A 16150-nucleotide genomic window follows, 5' to 3' on the forward strand; every position below is an offset into this window, starting at 1 on the left:
GCAGCACGCACTTTATTTTCCCAGCCAGATGAAGCCGTTCAAAGCCATCGCAGCTATGTCCGAGAACCGGGTGATCGGTCAGGGCAACACCATCCCGTGGCATCTGCCGGAAGATTTCAAGTGGTTCAAACAAACGACCACGGGCCATATCATCGTGATGGGCCGCAAGACGTATGAGTCCATCGGACGATTGCTGCCGAACCGTACCACGGTCATCCTGAGCCGCAGTGATCTTTCCATTCCCGGCGCGGTGATGTTAAAAGACCTGGCTGCGCTGAAACCGGTGGAAGACGGGCGTGAGACGTTCATCTGCGGCGGTGCAGAGATCTATCGTCAGGCGTTGCCGATGTGTTCCGATCTCTACCTCACGCTAGTTAAGCGGACGGTGGAAGGCGATGCGTTCTTCCCTCCTTTTGAAGATCAATTTGAGCTGGTGGAGACATTGCGGGATACGCCCGAGTTCGCCATCCGGCACTACCGCCGCAAGTAGCAGGTTAGTGCCGTTTCCCCTCTTGCTTTTGCCCAGGTGGAGGCACAGCCTGTTTGCTGAATCAGCCGTCCACGATTCGAGACACAAAGGGAAATGGTTATGCCTGGCACCTGCAACGGACGTACACTTGGGAGTTTTTTCATCGCGATCATTTTTGCCCTCATGGTTCTCCTGCCGCAGGAAACTTGGGCGCAAGCATTCAAGGCGGGGCAAGTGATCGAATATCGGGTGCGCGGGGCATATCCCGAGGTGTGGGAGCGCGGCACCATTCTGCGCGAACTGGAAGGCGGCAAACAGTATTTGATCCGGCAAAAGCCCAGCCAATTTTACCCGGAAGGATTGGAATACGCTTATTCTCCCAATGACTTGCGTACGGCCAAAGACGCCAAACCGCTCGAGCCGGTCACAGGCAAAACAACACCAACCACAGCACCTACGCCAATACCGGCGCCCGCCCCTGCTCCCAAACCGGCAACCACAGAGACACCTCGCACGGCACCCGCACCGGCTGTCCAAGGGCACGGTTTGCTGACGAAGGCTGAAGTCATCGCTTATGCCAAACAGATTTTCGGTCCGGGCGATGCTTTCGCCAATCCCCAGCGTGATGCTTTGCTGAATCAGATCCGTGATCTCATCAAAACGCGTGGAGTGAGCTTTGAAATGGATACCGATTTCCGCATCAGATGAGTGCGATGGGAACGTACTCGGTTCACATCGGTTCTGCCGTGGAGTCCAATTTTGGCGAGCCACCCAAGCTGGAAGATTACTTCGGCACGTTTCACCTGTGAGTGGCCAATCGCGGTAGCAAATCGGAACGGCGCGAGGGCAGCCACGTGATCGTGACCACGAGCGATTCCCAGCATGAGTCCGGAGCGGTGACGATCAATAAAGACGGCACCTATGTGTGGAAATTTTTCCGCGATGATCCACCGGCCAAGTGGCTGAAAGGCAAGTGGCGTGAAGTGCAATCCGCTGAACTGAACCAATGGGGAGGCGGTCCGGCCATCTGGCTGGAGAAAGCCAAGCAAGGGCAGGATTACATGGTGCGCATGGGGCGTGTTCCCGGCTGGCCAGGCTGGATCGATGTGGGCATGGGGGCAGGCCGCACACCGGTCGAGTACGGACGGCGGCCTTGATACATGAAAAAAGGCGGCTGGATCGCTCCAGCCGCCTTCTGGTCTTAAAAAGCTTACTTGTTCGGCTGCGGTGTGTAGCGCAGGTACGGCTTCACGGTGCGGAAGCCTTTCGGGAACAGCGTCGTCGCTTCCGGATCTTTCACGGCCGGAGTGATGATGCAGTCTTGGCCGTCCACCCAGTTCGCGGGTGTGGCCACCTTGAACTTCGCGGTGAGCTGGAGCGAGTCGATGACGCGCAGGATCTCGGCGAAGTTACGGCCTGTGGAAGCAGGATACGTAAGGGTGAGCTTGATCTTCTTGTCCGGTCCGATGACGAACACGGAACGCACGGTGAATGTGGCGTCAGCGTTCGGGTGGATCATGTCATACAGCTCGGAAACCTTGCGGGACGGGTCGGCGATGATCGGAAAGTTCATCGTCGTGCACTGGGTCTCGTTGATGTCCTTGATCCAGCCGTGGTGATCGCCGATCGGGTCCACGCTCACGGCGATGACCTTCACATTGCGCTTGGAGAACTCGTCCTTGAGCTTGGCCACGGTGCCCAGTTCTGTCGTGCAGACGGGGGTGTAGTCAGCAGGATGGGAGAAAAGCACACCCCAGCCGCCACCGAGCCATTGATGGAAATCGATGTTTCCTTCCGTCGTCTCCGCCGTGAAGTTCGGCGCCTCATCACCTAAACGCAGTGCCATAAATCTAGTCTTTCGCTCAAAAATTAAAATTATTAGGGAGCGCAGGATAGCGGTCCGGGGAAAATGTGCAACCGGGAAGAAATCTCCCCGATAGCACGCCCCGGCTTACTGGTAAGCCTCCATGCCGACGCACGTGCAGACCGGGTTACGGTCGCCGAACACGTTGTCGATGCGGCCCACCGCAGGCCAGAACTTGTGGTCTTTCAACCACGGACGCGGGAAGGCGGCTTGTTCGCGAGTGTAGGGGCGATTCCACGCGTCACCGGCGATGGTGTCCGCCGTGTGAGGTGCGTTCTTGAGCGGGTTGTTCGCTTTATCAAGCGCGCCCGTTTCCACGGCTTGGATCTCAGCGTGGATGGCGAGCATGGCGTCGCAGAAGCGGTCCAGCTCAGCTTGGGATTCGCTCTCGGTCGGCTCGACCATCAACGTGCCCGCCACCGGCCAGCTCAACGTCGGCGCGTGGAAGCCGTAATCCATCAGGCGCTTCGCGACGTCCTCAGCGGTGACGAGCTTGAACTGGCGCAGGTCGAGGATGCACTCGTGTGCGACGAGGCCGCTCTTGCCCTTGTAGAGAATCGGGAAGTGTTCTTGCAGGCGCTTGGCGATGTAGTTCGCGTTCAGGATGGCGAACTTCGTCGCATCCGTGACGCCCGCCGGTCCCATGAGGCGGATGTAAACCCACGAGATCGTGAGGATGCTCGCGCTGCCCCAAGGCGCAGCAGAGATCGCCCCGAGCTTGTGCTGGCCTTCCAGCGAAACCACCGGATGACCCGGCAGGAAGGGCGTGAGGTGTTTCGCGACACCGATCGGGCCCATGCCCGGACCGCCGCCACCGTGCGGGATGCAGAAGGTCTTATGCAGGTTCAGATGGCAGACGTCCGCGCCGATGTCACCCGGGCGGCACAGGCCGACTTGGGCGTTCATATTCGCGCCATCCATATACACCTGACCGCCGAAGCTGTGGATGATCTGGCAGATATCCTTGATGCTTTCCTCGAACACGCCGTGCGTGGACGGATACGTGATCATCAAGCAGGAAAGCGTGTCCTTATACTGCTCGGCCTTCGTGCGCAGATCGGCCACGTCGATGTTGCCTTCCTTGTCGCAGGCGACAGGGATGACTTTCAGACCAGCCATCACGGCGCTGGCGGGGTTCGTGCCGTGCGCGGAAGTCGGGATGAGGCAGATATCGCGATCGAGCTGGCCCTTGCTCTGGTGATACGCGTGGATGGCCATGAGGCCTGCGTATTCACCGGCGGAACCGGCGTTCGGCTGCAGCGAGATGGCGTGGAAACCGGTGATCTCCGCGAGCCATTGTTCCAACTGCTTGAACATCGTGAGATAACCCTGCGTCTGGCTGAGCGGCGCGAAGGGATGCAGCTTGCCGAACTCCGGCCAGCTCACGGGGAACATCTCCACCGTCGCGTTCAGCTTCATCGTGCAGGAGCCGAGCGGGATCATAGAATGCGTGAGCGAGAGGTCACGCGATTCCAGCTTGCGCAGGTAGCGCAGCATCTCCGTCTCCGAGTGATAGAGATTAAAGACCTTGTGCGTGAGATACTCGCTCGTGCGTTGCAACGCAGCGGGGATGCTCGAAGTCAATCCTTGGTTCACGTCTTTGACGGTGAAGTCTGGTGCTTTGTCACCATTGAAGATTTGCCACAGCTCAACGATGTCCTTGGCCGAAACCGTTTCATCCACGGAAAGGCCCACTGAGGTCGCATCGATCGCACGCAAGTTAATGCCGTGTTCCACGGCGATTGCATGAACACTAGCGGCATCCTTCATGGTGATGCGCAGGGTGTCGAAGTAAGCAGCGGGTTCGACCTTCAGGCCGAGCTTCGCGAGACCAGCGGCGAGGACGGTGGTCACGCCATGCACGCGTTGCGCGATGGCTTTCAGGCCCTTCGGACCGTGATAGCACGCATACATCGCGGCCATGTTCGCGAGGAGCGCTTGGGCCGTGCAGATGTTGCTCGTCGCCTTGTCACGGCGGATGTGCTGCTCGCGTGTTTGCAGGGAGAGACGATAGGCAGCCTTGCCGCGAGAGTCTTTCGAGACGCCCACGATACGACCGGGCATCTGGCGCTTGAAGGCATCGCGCGTGGCGAAGAAAGCAGCGTGCGGTCCACCGTAACCCAGCGGCACACCGAAGCGTTGCGCGCTGCCCACGGCGATATCGGCACCGAGTTCACCGGGCGATTTCAGGAGCGTAAGTGCGAGCAGATCGGTCGCGGCGATGGTGACAGCTTCCGCCGCGTGCGTCTTCGCGAACAATTCGGTGTAATCCGTCACCGCACCGAATGTGTCCGGATACTGCACGAGCACGGCGAAGAGTTTGCCGTCGAAATCGATCTTGGCCGGATTGCCGATGCGCACTTCGATGCCGACGGGCTTCGCGCGCGTGACCACGACGTTGATCGTCTGCGGATGGCAGTTCTCGGCGATGAAGATGACGTTCTTCGTGTCGTTGCCCTTGATGCTGTAGGCCATGGTCATGGCTTCGGCAGCGGCGGTGCCTTCATCGAGCAGGGAAGCGTTCGCGATGTCCAAGCCGGTGAGGTCGCACACCATCGTCTGATAGTTCAGCAATGATTCGAGGCGGCCTTGGGAGATCTCTGCCTGATAGGGCGTGTATTGCGTGTACCAGCCGGGGTTCTCGAGGATGTTGCGCTGGATCACGGGCGGCGTGATTGTGTCGTAGTAGCCCATGCCGATGTAGGAGCGGAACACTTTGTTCCCGCTGGCGATGCTGCGCAATTCCGCGAGCGCCTCGAATTCCGAGCAAGGCGTCGGCAAGTTCAGCGAACGGCCAAGGCGGATGCTTGCAGGCACGGTCTTGTCCGCGAGTTCGGCGAGGGACTTCACACCGACGACGGGAAGCATCGCGGCGAGTTCGGATTCACTCGGGCCGAGGTGGCGGGCGGCGAACTGATCAGGATGGGCAAGATTAAGGGCAGACATGTGATTCAGCGTCAGCGACCGGAAGACCGGTCAAAAAACAAGGGTGCAAGGTAAGGGCGGGCGGGGGCAAATCAAGTGAACTTTGTTCACAGATGATTCACCGAGAAAGGCGGGCTAATGGAGGCGTGAAGCACGGCTGAAAACGAAGCAATGTGCTGCCGGATTCCAGCCGGCAGTAAAGGGGCTCGGATAGGCAGAAGCCGTATCAATAAAAGGCAGGGTAGCGTGATTCCGACAGGGCAGGCGTTCGCGACGGTATGCTACGTCGAACGTCTCTATCCTGCCGGCTGGAATCCGGCAGCACGGGCATTAGGCTTCGTCGGTCGCTTTTGAGCTTTTGAGCGGCGACGAGACGGCATATCTTTTCCGCAATGCGCGTTCTCATCATCGGGTGTGGCTATGTCGGGTTGCCGTTGGGTAAAGCCTTGGTAGCCAAGGGGCATGAGGTTTTTGGCGTGAGGCGCAGTGCCGAAGCACAGACGGAATTGGAGGCGGCGGGCATCAAGCCGCTCATCGCGGATATCACCCAGCCGGAGACGCTGGCAGCGTTGCCTGGTCCGTTTGATTGGGTGATAAATTGCGTATCTTCCAGTAAGGGCGGGCCGGACGTGTATCGGCAGGTGTATCTGGAGGGGACGAAGAATTTGTTGCAATGGCTGACGGCTAATCCGCCGAAGAAATACCTCTACACCAGCAGCACGAGCGTCTATGGCCAGACCGATGGTATGCCGGTGAAGGAAAGCGCCTCTACGATGCCGGTGAATGAAACCAGCCAGATACTGGTGCAAACGGAGAGGCTTTTGCTGCAGGCGTTCCAGACGAGCAAGTTCCCGGCCGTCATCTTGCGTGTGGCAGGCATTTATGGACCGGGACGCGGGCATCTTTTCCAGCAATATCTAAAGGATGAGGCACGTATCCATGGGAAGGGCGATCGCATCATCAACATGATCCATCTGGATGATGCGGTGGGTGTGATCCAAGCGGCGTGCAAGGGCGGTCATCCGGGCGAGATCTACAATGTGGTGGATGATGAGCCAGTCTCACAGTTGCACTTTTTCCGGTGGTTGGGTGAAGCCTTGGGTAAAGATCTGCCACCTCACGCTACAGAAGAGGAGAATGCGGAACGCAAGCGTGGGCTTACGAACAAGAAGGTGGCGAACCGGAAGCTGAAGATGGAGCTGGGGTATCAGTTCGTTCACCCGACCTTCCGGCAGGGGTACACGGCGGAGATGTTGTGGATGGAGAGACAGGGTTTGTTGTAAATGACGAATGACTAAGCCCGAATGACGAAGGAATGAGCAATGACTAAGCTCAAAGCATCAGACAGCTGACAGTTTGGCGGCTTTGCTCAGAATACGTATTTTGGCTTCTTCCCAATCGGAAAAGCGGTCTTTTCCTGTTCTGACCAATTCCTCAGTTTCTTTCAAAGCGACGGCGTGCCATTCCGGTGGCTGAGCGGAGACGTATCGTACGCTTGTGAGAGGATGACTTCATGGATTCCTGCTCTTATCCAACGTCTGCAGAAACTTCTCCACCCCATCTTTATACTGCTCCGCACCGGCGAAGAGGGTTTCGTTATGATCGCCTAGCACTTCGTGAAGGAGCTTGGGCTCGTTTGCCGCTTTGTAATTTTTCTCGGCGTGGTGAAAGCGGATGAGGCTGTCGGAGCGGCTGTGCAGGATAAGCAGAGGGACTTTGATCTTCGGGAGGCGCTCCAACGTGTTGTAGTGGATCGTGGCGAGGAGGCGCACTGGCAGGTATGGAAATATTTCGGTGCCTAGATCGGGTACGCTGGTGTAGGTGCTTTGCAGCACGAGTGCGCCGACTTTATGCTCCGCCGCCAGCCAGCTGGCGATGCCGCCACCGAGCGATTCACCGAATATTATGATGTTCTCGGGCTGGAAGCCTTTGCTCAGTAGCCAGTCATAACCGGCCTTGGCGTCTTGATACGTGCCTTTCTCGGAAGGTTTGCCTTCACTCAGACCGTAGCCACGGTAATCGAACGAGAGAAAGTTCACGCCCAGTCCATGCCAGACACGATAAATGTCCACGCGATGGCTGATGTTACCGCCATTACCATGCGCGAAGAGCACGGCATAACGTGAGCGGGTAGAGTTCTTGGGCGCAGGGAAATACCACGCATTGAGACGCAGCTTGTCACTCGTAGTCAGCCAGACTTCTTCACCGGGTATGCCGACATCGGGCAGGCGCACCTCCAGCTCCGTGCTGGGGTGATAGACATTGGCTTGTTCGAACTCGCGCAAGGACATGAACAGTATCAAGCAGACGATGCCCGCCACGATCAGTCGCTGCCAGCGTTTTCTCGTAACATCATTCATGCGGAGCCCGTCTGTATGCGCACAGAGTATGCATTACTTATTGCACCCGACAATGGATGACCGTTATTTTTTAAACATGCGAAAATTCCCCGTACTGACCTTGGCATGTCTGCTGTTTCTGATGGCAGATGCCTTTGCTCAAACGACTGTGCCGGTGCTCGAAAAGATTCCCGGAGCCAAACCGCGCAACATCGTCTTCATCCTCGCGGATGACCATCGTTACGATGCGATGGGTTTCATGGGGCATCCGTTCCTGGAAACGCCGAACATGGATTTTCTGGCGAAGAACGGGGTGCATCTGAAGAACGCGTTTGTCTCCACAGCACTTTGCTCACCGAGCCGCGCGTCCATCCTCACGGGCCTTTATCCACACAAGCACAAAATCGTGGATAACAATACCCCCATCCAGCCGGGCACGATTTACTTCTCACAATATCTGAAACAGGCGGGTTACCAGACGGCGTTCTTCGGCAAGTGGCACATGGGCGGTGAGGGGGATGAACCGCAACCGGGCTGGGATCATTGGGTGAGCTTTCGCGGGCAAGGCACGTATCTGCCGAACAAGAACGGCTTGAATGTAGATGGCAAACGCGTGGCGCAACGCGGTTACATCACGGATGAACTGACGGATTATGCGGTGGAATGGCTGGATCGCCGCGATCTGAACAAGCCTTTCATGATGTATCTCTCGCACAAGGCAGTGCATTCGGACTTCGTGCCAGCGGACCGACACAAGGGCCGTTACAAAGGCAAGCGTGCGCCAGTCCCGGCTGAGGTGACCAACAATCCTGATTACTACAAGGACAAGCCGATGTGGCTAAAAAACCAGCGCAATAGCTGGCACGGCGTGGACTTCCCGTATCACAGCGACTTGAACATCGATGAATATTATCAGCTCTATTGCGAAGCGTTGCTCTCAGTGGATGACAGCATCGGGCGCGTGATCAACTGGTTGCGCGAGAAGAAGCAGCTCGATTCCACACTCATCATCTACATGGGTGATAACGGCTTCATGTTCGGTGAACATGGGCTCATCGATAAACGTGTGGCCTACGAGACCTCCATGCGCGTGCCGATGTTGATGCATTGCCCGGAACTGTTCCGCAAAGGCACGGTCATCGAAAAGATGATCGCGAACATCGACGTAGGGCCGACCTTCCTCGAAGTGGCGGGCTTGAAAGCGCCAAGCTATATGGATGGGCAAAGCTTTGTAGCCGTGGCGCAGCAGAAGGAAGTGCCTTGGCGTGAGTTCTTCCTCTACACGTATTTCTGGGAACGTAATTTCCCGCAGACACCCACGATGCATGCCCTGCGTGAGGAACAATACAAGTTCATCCGCTACTACGGCATCTGGGATACGGACGAGCTGTATGACATCCGCTATGATCCGAAGGAGACAAAGAATCTGATCAACAGCCCGGAGCATAAGGCCATCGCTGCGAAGATGCGGCAGAAACTCTTCACGGAGTTGGAAAAGGTGGAAGGGCTGAACATCCCATTATTCCCGGACAAGGGTGGCTCCTCCAATCTGCGCCGTATCAATGGTTCCGAAGCGGCGGATTTCCCGGAGCAGATCATGCGCAAGAAATCGGGGAAAGAATGAAAATATCAGCCACTGATCAACACGGATTCACACAGATAAACCACCTCTAAATCATTTGCCGTTCAGAGCGCGTGAGGCGGCTTGGTATTCAGCGTTATTCGGCTCCAAGGCCACAGCTTGTTGCAGATATTTGCGGGCGTCTTCCCGTTGATTGCGTTTTAGCGCGATGAAATGGCGCATGAAGGCGGGGTATCCGGCCAGGTCACCTTTCTTTTGCAAATGCGCATAAACGGCATCCGCATCATCCAGGCGGCCCAGTTGCCAGAGGGCGAATCCGTAATCACGCCAATAGAAGACATTGGCTCCTGGTTGTTCGACGAGTTGGGAGTAAAGCTGGGCGGCAGTCTCGTAATCGCCACGCACCAAGGAAGCACGTGCGGCAGCCGTCAGGCCTAAGATGCTGTCGTGAGAAAGTTCAAGTATACGTGTCGCTTCCTGAACGGCAGCGGCAGCGTTTTCGGGGGTGACGTTGCCTAGAGACCAATCTTGGGGATGGATGAGCTTGAACTCATGCTTGCTGATGACGCTTTGGTTTTGCGCAGTGCGTTGAAGGAAAAGGAGCGTGTGATCGTCCATCGCGACAAGTGCCCATTCAGGATCTTGGGACAGTGTTTTTGAGAGAGGCGTCAGTTGCCGGTCCAGAGGAATAGACAGGAGTATGGCGGACACCTTCCATCTAGCCATGATTTCACGCCAGTTGGACGACTGGTTGATGGCGGGCAGGTATTCTTTTTCCCAAAAGGAAACAGAATAGGCATCACCCCGGCCATCGATGAAAGGTTTGAACTTGGGATAATTCTGCCACAACAGCGGACCGCCGTAGCGCATGTCATGGAAAAGATTTTGGGCGGGCACTTCACGTTCCATGAATTCAAAGATGCCCGTGGGATAGAAGCCCGGATAGCGCCCATAGCCGAACTTGTATTGCTGATCGGGAACGAATTGAAGCAGGGTTATGGAGATCCATGCGATTGGCAGCAGCGCGAGCGCCCAAGGCCGGGCCACCCCGAGAGTGAAAGGCCGAATTTGGAAGGCCATCTGCGCGGCGAAAGGGGCCGTGGCGAGGGCGTAGAAGAGCAGCGAACGTTGCGAATCAAGCGCCAGAATGGCAAAGCCGCAGAGTGTGAAGAAGCGGGCAAAATTCCAATGTCTGCGCGAGAGGACCAGCAGCAACGCGAGCAATGGCAGAGAGAGATAGAAGAGCTTGTTACCGTACCAGGGCGGAGCTTGAAGCTCGGTGATGACGTTTTGCCAGAACTGATTGTTGAACTGGAAGGGCACGAGCAGGATCTTTGCGCCATGCGGGTTCAATATCTGCGTGGAAAGCGCGGCTGCGATGACGGCCAGCAACATGCCGATGGGGCGGACGAACAATTCGCGCAAGGTCAGGAGCTGGCCTGAAGCAGGGCGCCATTTATGCAGGAGATGTTCTGCCCATTCACCCACAGAGAAAGCGAAGAGGAGGGCGAGCCCATAGACGAGACCGCCATGGATATTGGCCCATAGGGCAAAGAGTGCGGGCAGGCCGAGCCATTGCCAGCGACGGGAACGTCCGCAACGCGTATCGAGATACAGGAGCAGCGTGAAGATGACGCCGGAGAGGAAGTCGGGGCGCTCAAAGAATCGTGGACGGGCGATGATGACGGCCAGAGTGATGAACCAAAAAGGCCAAAGGGAATCGGCTGAACCCAAGCGACGGGCGGTGAGCCAGGTGAGTGCGATCGCCATCATGGCAAGCAGGCATTTGGCCGTGGTAAGAGCGGTCACTCCGCCGAGTTTGTCCAAAAGATAAAGACCCGTGGCAGGCAGCCACTGATGCAAATACCACGGCTCTTCCGGCGTGGTGTAGGCGAAGGTGTTCAGGGCCGGGATGCTTTTATGCTCCAATACATAGGCTCCGGTGCGGATATGATAGCCCAGATCGATATCCGAGATGTGGAAGAGAGCGGCCAGAAAGGTGAACGCCAACAGGCCAGCCAGCAAAAAGCCGACCGTACGATTGGGTTTGGTTTCCATGCAGTTCAGTTTGAGTCGCTCACCCAGCCCTGTCTTGGGCCGGAGGCTGGAGCGCATCGTGCGAACGGGCGAGGGCGGTCACAAGCAAATTGTCTGAGGGCGTGGACAGGATGCTGCAGGTGGGTTAAGTTGAGGGCGCACAGCAAACGAGAAAGGGATCAACATGAAATGTGTATTCACTTCATCGAACAGTGCGGAGGCGGGCCTGCTGAAGAGCCGGCTGGAGGAGGCTGGCATAGAATGCGAACTGCGTAATGAATTCGCCGCTCAGGCCCTGCCGGGAACGGCGTTTGATCCGGAGGTTTGGGTGTTGGATGATGCGCAATATGAGGAGGCATGCGCTCTGATGGCAGAGTGGCATCAACCTGCAGGGCAGGTGTGAACGCAATCCCAACCTAGCGCACCCCGGCTATTCAGCCATCGCACCGGCTTTTTGTTTCCCTTTGCCTGCGGGTCGCGCCCCTTCCCAAACTTTGGTGGCATCGTAATCAGGATTTGGGGTGGGGAGTTGCGCTCCCACGGCCTTGCGCCAGTCATTCAATTCTTTACGCAATTCGGCGACTTTTTTGGCTTCCGTGGGGGCCAGATCCTGTTTCTCTCCGATGTCCTTTTTCACGTTGTAGAGTTCTACGCGATCGTCTTCGAAGAAATGGATGAGCTTGAGGTCGCCTTTCCGGATGGCGCTGTAAGGCGTGGCGCTGCCGGGATGATAATGCGGGTAATGCCAGAAGATGGCGTCGCGTTGCAGCTTGCTACGACCGCGCAAAAGCGGAGCGATGCTTTCGCCATCCAGCGTGGTGTTGGGCTTCACTTCTGCCAGTTCGAGAATGGTGGGGAAGAAATCCACGGTGATGACGGGTGCTTCATTTTCACTACCGGCTTTGGTGACGCCCGGCCATTTCACGATGAGCGGGACGCGGACGCCGCCTTCATAGGCAGAGCCTTTGCCGAGGCGCAGTGGTGTATTATCCGTGGGACCCTTGCGCCAGCCTTGGGCATTCACAGTGCCGCTGAGTCCACCGTTGTCGCCGGTGATGAAAATGACGGTGTGGTCATCGATCTTCAACTCCGCGAGCTTCTTCATGATGGTGCCGAGGGAATCATCCACGCTCTCCACTAATGCGGCGTAAGCAGGATTGTTCTGCCGTGAACTGGCAGGGATAGATTTCTCATATTTTTTCTTCACCTCTTCCTTGGCCTGTATCGGTGTATGCACGGCATAATGCGGCAGGTAGATGAAGAAGGGTTTATCCTTGTTCGTCTCGATGAACTTCGTTGCTTCCAGTGCTTCACGATCGGTCAGGTATTCGCCTTTCTCGCCTTCGGGTTTAAGAGTGGGGATGTTGTAGGGCGCGTGGTAACTCGGCGGCGCACCGCGATCATATCCGGCCACATTCACATCGAAGCCTTGCTTGGTCGGTGCATACTCTTCACCGCCCAAGTGCCACTTGCCGATGCTGGCGGTGGCGTAACCCTTGGTTTTCAACATCTCGGCAATGGTGACTTCTTCGAGCGGAAGGAACTTTTGCCAATCGGGGATCTTCAATTTCGCGTAAGGGCGATTGTGCCCCGCAATCCAATCAGTGATGTGCAGGCGGGCCGGATATTTGCCCGTAAGCAAGGCGGCGCGTGTGGGGGAACAAACTGTGCAAGCCGAGTAAGCCGAGGTGAACTTCATGCCTTCTTTGGCGAGGCGGTCGATGTTCGGTGTCTGATAGGACTTGCTGCCGAAGCAGGCGAAGTCTGTCCATCCGAGGTCATCCACGAGGATGAAGATGAAGTTGAGCGGCTTATCGGAAACACTGGCGGCGCGAAGGCTGGCGGTTGATAGAAGGCAAAGCAGCAGGACGGCCATCCGGAGATGATGAAGTGAGCGATTCATGTGCAACAGAGCAAGACGTTGGGAGTTGAACGGATGTTTCAAGGAAAACAGAAACGGGATTTTTTAGCTACGGAATTTCACGGATGGAACACGGGATGAGGAAGGGGTGATGGCGTCTGCGGGTTATTTCGCAGTTCTTCGGGTTGAGGGCAACCTGCGGTTCGAAGAAAAAAGGCGCAACCGTTGCCGGTTGCGCCTGAAGAAGAAAACTTATCGCGCTAATTGCTTGGCACGCTAGGCGGGCGTTGGCCCGTTCTTTGTGTCTGTGGCTTGTCTCCCGAAGCGAGCATGCTGGAGAGCATGTCGTGATTCTTCGGTATGATCGTGATGCGGGCTTCGCCCTCGATGATTTTTTGCATCTCAAGGATGTCGAACATCGTCGCAGCGACTTCCTTGTCTTGCGATATACGGTTCAGAGCGGTGCCGACGATCTGCGGGCGGATGGCTTTCGCTTTCGCGAACTCCACCGCTGCTTTGCGTTCCGCCGTGCTGGTGATGATGCTTACCTGGTTCGCACCATCCTGCTTGATGGCAGAGGTCACCTGGCGCAGACGGTTCACCACCTTGCTCTCGATCTGGCGGATCATACCGGCATCGCGGAAGTGTACTTTGCGGATGTAAACGGAGCCGAGCTTGTAACCCCACTCGTGCGACTTGGGCGAAACCTCGTCACGCACGGTGTGGCTCATGCCGTGACGGTCACACATGAGTTTATCGAGCGGCATGTTGCTCAGGCTGCGCACGGTCGAGTTGCTGACGTTCGCCGCGAGCGAGCCGCGCGGGTCGGTGTTCTTGAAGAGATAGGCGACAGGGTCGCTGATCATCATCTCATACCAGATACCGATACCGATGGGTGCGCCCTCCTCGGAATTCACCGGCTGGCTGCGGAGATATTCCTGGTCAATGCGCATATCCACCACCAGGCAACGGCCCAGCCAGTGCACTAGGAATGCGCGCCAGCCGAGTCGCGGGAAGAGGAAGTAAAAGCCCGGTTCATCGATGATGCCGATGACCTTGCCGAAGAGCATGTAAACGTGGCAGCGCCGTTCCTCCACGATGGTGTAGGCGATGATCATGCGGCACAGGCCCAGCAAGATGGGCACTACGATGAAGCAGGCGACGAACGTCACCACAGCAGCGATCAAGAAGCTCACTTTTCCACCTCCACGAAGACTTTTTCGGCCTGTTCGAACATCGAGAGACGCACATTGCGGCGATATGCCTCCAGCGCGCCTGAACCATTTTGTTTCAGATCGGTCAATTGCTGCGCCATGCGTTCGAGCGGTTCCACTTCGGCTTGCGCCTTCAGCGTTTCGATCTCCACTGCACGTTTGGATTGCACGATCTTTTGATCGGCAGAAGCTTGTGCCAAGCTGATGTCCGAGGACACTTGATTGTGCGCGGTATTGATTGCCGCGAGCGCGGATTCGACTTCCTCCGGTGGGTCGATGCCGGTGATGAGCGAGGCATCCAATACCATGCCGTAACGCGCGGAAGAGGAACGGCATTCGCGGTCCATGTGTTCGTTCAGGTCACGCAGGTTTTTGCGCAGATCGTTGATGGACACGCCGATCGCGGAAGCGAGTTCTTCCGGGGAATCGATCATGCCATCGGGAGGCGTGGTGGACACAGCCTTGCTTTGCGCGCGCGGGACGAGTTGCACACCCGCTTCCGTCGTCTTGGGCACATTGATCTCACGACTACAGGATGGACAGGCGACGCGCGACCCGGCATTGGCCGGTTCCAGAGCCAGTTTTTGCCGGCATTGCGGACACTCAAAGATCAGGTCCATTGCCACGGGTGCCTCAAACGTCGCGATACGCTCACGCAGTACTGAAACGAAATAACCCATGATATGCGCGAAGGGATTCTTCACGCCGAAAAGGTAGGCGTAGAGATTGCGGTCCGAAACGCGGTAACGTATCTGGCCCGTGAGGCCGACGTTCAACTGGTCTTTCGTCACCGCTTCCAGCATCCGCCCACCTTGATTGGCCATCGGGTTTTCGGGATCGAACGCCATATTCACCGTCTGGGTGGCCACGGAAACTTTATACACCTTTTCCCACGGGAATTTCCAATAAGGTCCCCCTGGCGGGATCACTCGCACCTGCGGGAAGATGTAGCGCTCGCGCTCGCTTTCGCGCAACGTCTCGGAGATGGGATCTTCGAGCGTGGTCTTGCCCTCAATCCGTTCTGCCCGTCCGAAGCTGGTCTTCACCGCGCGTTCGTTCTGATCCACGGTGTAAAAGCCCGCGACCAAGTAACGCACGAGGAACCACGCCACGAACCCCACTATTATTCCAAAAAAGATACCCATAATTTTCTGGCTGGTTTGGATTTATTTTCTGCGACATTCGCATGAGAACAAATTCCTCTGCAAAGCACGATGATAAAAAGCGGGAACATTTGTAGCGCCTCTGTCCGCAGGAAAACGAATCCCGTCCAGACCTGCGTCCGGACGGGATGCATAAATCTGTATGATTATCTTACTTCGCGGCGAGCGCTTTCTCGATGGCAGCAGCCATCTCGGGAGATTCCGGCGTTACCTTGGAATCGAAGCGCGCGAGTATCTTGCCATCTTTGCCGATGAGGAACTTGTTGAAGTTCCACTTGATATCGCCCGGGAACGGTGAGTCCTTGCCCGCCAGTGCAGTGTAGAGCGGATGCCGGTTCGCACCGTTCACCTCGATCTTGTCATACAGCGGGAAGGTCACGTTGAATTTGCTGGAGCAGAATTCTTTGATCTGCTCGTTCGTGCCCGGTTCCTGTCCGCCGAACTGGTTGCACGGCATGCCCACCACCGTGAAGCCCTTGTCCTTGTATTTCTGCTGGATCGCTTCCAGGCCGGTGTATTGCTTTGTGTAACCGCACTTGGAGGCCACGTTCACCACGAGGATGACCTTGCCTTTGTGATCTTTGAGGGCGGCATCCTTGCCATTGATGTCCTTGAGCGGGATATCGAGAACCGATTGGGCGGCAAAAGCCGTAAGTGTGACGAGTGCCATAGCAGCTACGAGTGCGGTGAATTTCA

At 56.7% G+C, this 16150-nt stretch carries 14 protein-coding genes; 6 read left to right on the plus strand and 8 right to left on the minus strand.

Annotated features, from left to right (window positions below):
* Window positions 1-28 precede the first annotated feature (28 nt).
* The 3 genes from VGH19_08980 to VGH19_08990 all read left to right on the plus strand — a co-directional run bounded on the left by VGH19_08980 (window position 29) and on the right by VGH19_08990 (window position 1626).
* The gene (locus VGH19_08980; GenBank protein ID HEY1171488.1) at window positions 29-490 is read left to right on the plus strand and encodes a dihydrofolate reductase; all 462 of its coding nucleotides are present in this window, start codon (window positions 29-31) and stop codon (window positions 488-490) included.
* Window positions 491-589: 99 nt separating this feature from the next.
* A complete protein-coding gene (locus VGH19_08985; GenBank protein ID HEY1171489.1) occupies window positions 590-1177 on the plus strand; it encodes a hypothetical protein in 588 nt (195 codons plus the stop codon).
* 101 nt (window positions 1178-1278) lie between these two features.
* Window positions 1279-1626 (plus strand): hypothetical protein, encoded by a 348-nt coding sequence (locus tag VGH19_08990; protein HEY1171490.1) that lies wholly within the window; start codon window positions 1279-1281, stop codon window positions 1624-1626.
* 53 nt (window positions 1627-1679) lie between these two features.
* Here VGH19_08990 and VGH19_08995 read toward each other — a convergent pair whose 3' ends face one another.
* Together VGH19_08995 and gcvP are read right to left on the minus strand one after the other, a co-directional pair.
* Window positions 1680-2315, minus strand: coding sequence for a peroxiredoxin (locus tag VGH19_08995; GenBank protein ID HEY1171491.1), 636 nt, complete (start codon window positions 2313-2315; stop codon window positions 1680-1682).
* A 105-nt stretch (window positions 2316-2420) separates the two neighbouring features.
* The gene (gcvP, locus tag VGH19_09000) at window positions 2421-5279 is read right to left on the minus strand and encodes an aminomethyl-transferring glycine dehydrogenase (protein HEY1171492.1); all 2859 of its coding nucleotides are present in this window, start codon (window positions 5277-5279) and stop codon (window positions 2421-2423) included.
* Between the two features lie 371 nt (window positions 5280-5650).
* Here gcvP and VGH19_09005 point away from each other — a divergent pair, with 371 nt between their 5' ends.
* Window positions 5651-6541, plus strand: coding sequence for an SDR family oxidoreductase (locus VGH19_09005; protein ID HEY1171493.1), 891 nt, complete (start codon window positions 5651-5653; stop codon window positions 6539-6541).
* A gap of 228 nt (window positions 6542-6769) precedes the next feature.
* Here the strand turns inward: VGH19_09005 and VGH19_09010 are convergent, their stop codons facing one another.
* Entirely contained in the window at window positions 6770-7618 is an 849-nt protein-coding gene (locus VGH19_09010; protein HEY1171494.1) for an alpha/beta hydrolase, read from the minus strand.
* 121 nt (window positions 7619-7739) lie between these two features.
* Here VGH19_09010 and VGH19_09015 point away from each other — a divergent pair, with 121 nt between their 5' ends.
* Window positions 7740-9221, plus strand: a complete 1482-nt coding sequence (locus VGH19_09015; protein ID HEY1171495.1) for a sulfatase — start codon at window positions 7740-7742, stop codon at window positions 9219-9221.
* 51 nt (window positions 9222-9272) lie between these two features.
* On the opposite strand, the gene VGH19_09020 is transcribed toward VGH19_09015, so the two are convergent.
* Window positions 9273-11237 carry a hypothetical protein gene (locus VGH19_09020; protein HEY1171496.1) on the minus strand — a complete coding sequence of 655 codons (1965 nt, stop codon included), beginning with the start codon at window positions 11235-11237 and terminating at the stop codon, window positions 9273-9275.
* A gap of 163 nt (window positions 11238-11400) precedes the next feature.
* Between VGH19_09020 and VGH19_09025 the strand changes: the two genes are divergently transcribed.
* Window positions 11401-11619 (plus strand): DUF2007 domain-containing protein, encoded by a 219-nt coding sequence (locus VGH19_09025; protein ID HEY1171497.1) that lies wholly within the window; start codon window positions 11401-11403, stop codon window positions 11617-11619.
* 27 nt (window positions 11620-11646) lie between these two features.
* Here VGH19_09025 and VGH19_09030 read toward each other — a convergent pair whose 3' ends face one another.
* The 4 genes from VGH19_09030 to VGH19_09045 all read right to left on the minus strand — a co-directional run bounded on the left by VGH19_09030 (window position 11647) and on the right by VGH19_09045 (window position 16124).
* Entirely contained in the window at window positions 11647-13119 is a 1473-nt protein-coding gene (locus VGH19_09030) for a sulfatase (protein ID HEY1171498.1), read from the minus strand.
* Between the two features lie 218 nt (window positions 13120-13337).
* Complete coding sequence (locus VGH19_09035) at window positions 13338-14273, minus strand: SPFH domain-containing protein (GenBank protein HEY1171499.1); 936 nt, start codon at window positions 14271-14273, stop codon at window positions 13338-13340.
* Entirely contained in the window at window positions 14270-15436 is a 1167-nt protein-coding gene (locus VGH19_09040; protein ID HEY1171500.1) for an SPFH domain-containing protein, read from the minus strand. The genes VGH19_09035 and VGH19_09040 overlap by 4 nt, the downstream gene beginning before the upstream one ends.
* A 169-nt stretch (window positions 15437-15605) precedes the next feature.
* Window positions 15606-16124: a glutathione peroxidase gene (locus VGH19_09045; GenBank protein HEY1171501.1), complete on the minus strand. Its 519-nt coding sequence runs from the start codon at window positions 16122-16124 to the stop codon at window positions 15606-15608.
* Window positions 16125-16150: the final 26 nt, after the last annotated feature.

This window comes from Verrucomicrobiia bacterium (assembly GCA_036405135.1).
Classification (GTDB): Bacteria; Verrucomicrobiota; Verrucomicrobiia; order Limisphaerales; family JAEYXS01; genus JAEYXS01.

Coding starts and splice junctions, on each gene's coding strand:
- VGH19_08980 (HEY1171488.1), top strand. CDS start 29: ATGAAGCCGTTCAAAGCCATCGCAGCTATGTCCGAGAACCGGGTGATC.
- VGH19_08985 (HEY1171489.1), top strand. CDS start 590: ATGCCTGGCACCTGCAACGGACGTACACTTGGGAGTTTTTTCATCGCG.
- VGH19_08995 (HEY1171491.1), bottom strand. CDS start 2,315: ATGGCACTGCGTTTAGGTGATGAGGCGCCGAACTTCACGGCGGAGACG.
- gcvP (HEY1171492.1), bottom strand. CDS start 5,279: ATGTCTGCCCTTAATCTTGCCCATCCTGATCAGTTCGCCGCCCGCCAC.
- VGH19_09005 (HEY1171493.1), top strand. CDS start 5,651: ATGCGCGTTCTCATCATCGGGTGTGGCTATGTCGGGTTGCCGTTGGGT.
- VGH19_09010 (HEY1171494.1), bottom strand. CDS start 7,618: ATGAATGATGTTACGAGAAAACGCTGGCAGCGACTGATCGTGGCGGGC.
- VGH19_09015 (HEY1171495.1), top strand. CDS start 7,740: ATGGCAGATGCCTTTGCTCAAACGACTGTGCCGGTGCTCGAAAAGATT.
- VGH19_09020 (HEY1171496.1), bottom strand. CDS start 11,237: ATGGAAACCAAACCCAATCGTACGGTCGGCTTTTTGCTGGCTGGCCTG.
- VGH19_09025 (HEY1171497.1), top strand. CDS start 11,401: ATGAAATGTGTATTCACTTCATCGAACAGTGCGGAGGCGGGCCTGCTG.
- VGH19_09030 (HEY1171498.1), bottom strand. CDS start 13,119: ATGAATCGCTCACTTCATCATCTCCGGATGGCCGTCCTGCTGCTTTGC.
- VGH19_09040 (HEY1171500.1), bottom strand. CDS start 15,436: ATGGGTATCTTTTTTGGAATAATAGTGGGGTTCGTGGCGTGGTTCCTC.
- VGH19_09045 (HEY1171501.1), bottom strand. CDS start 16,124: ATGGCACTCGTCACACTTACGGCTTTTGCCGCCCAATCGGTTCTCGAT.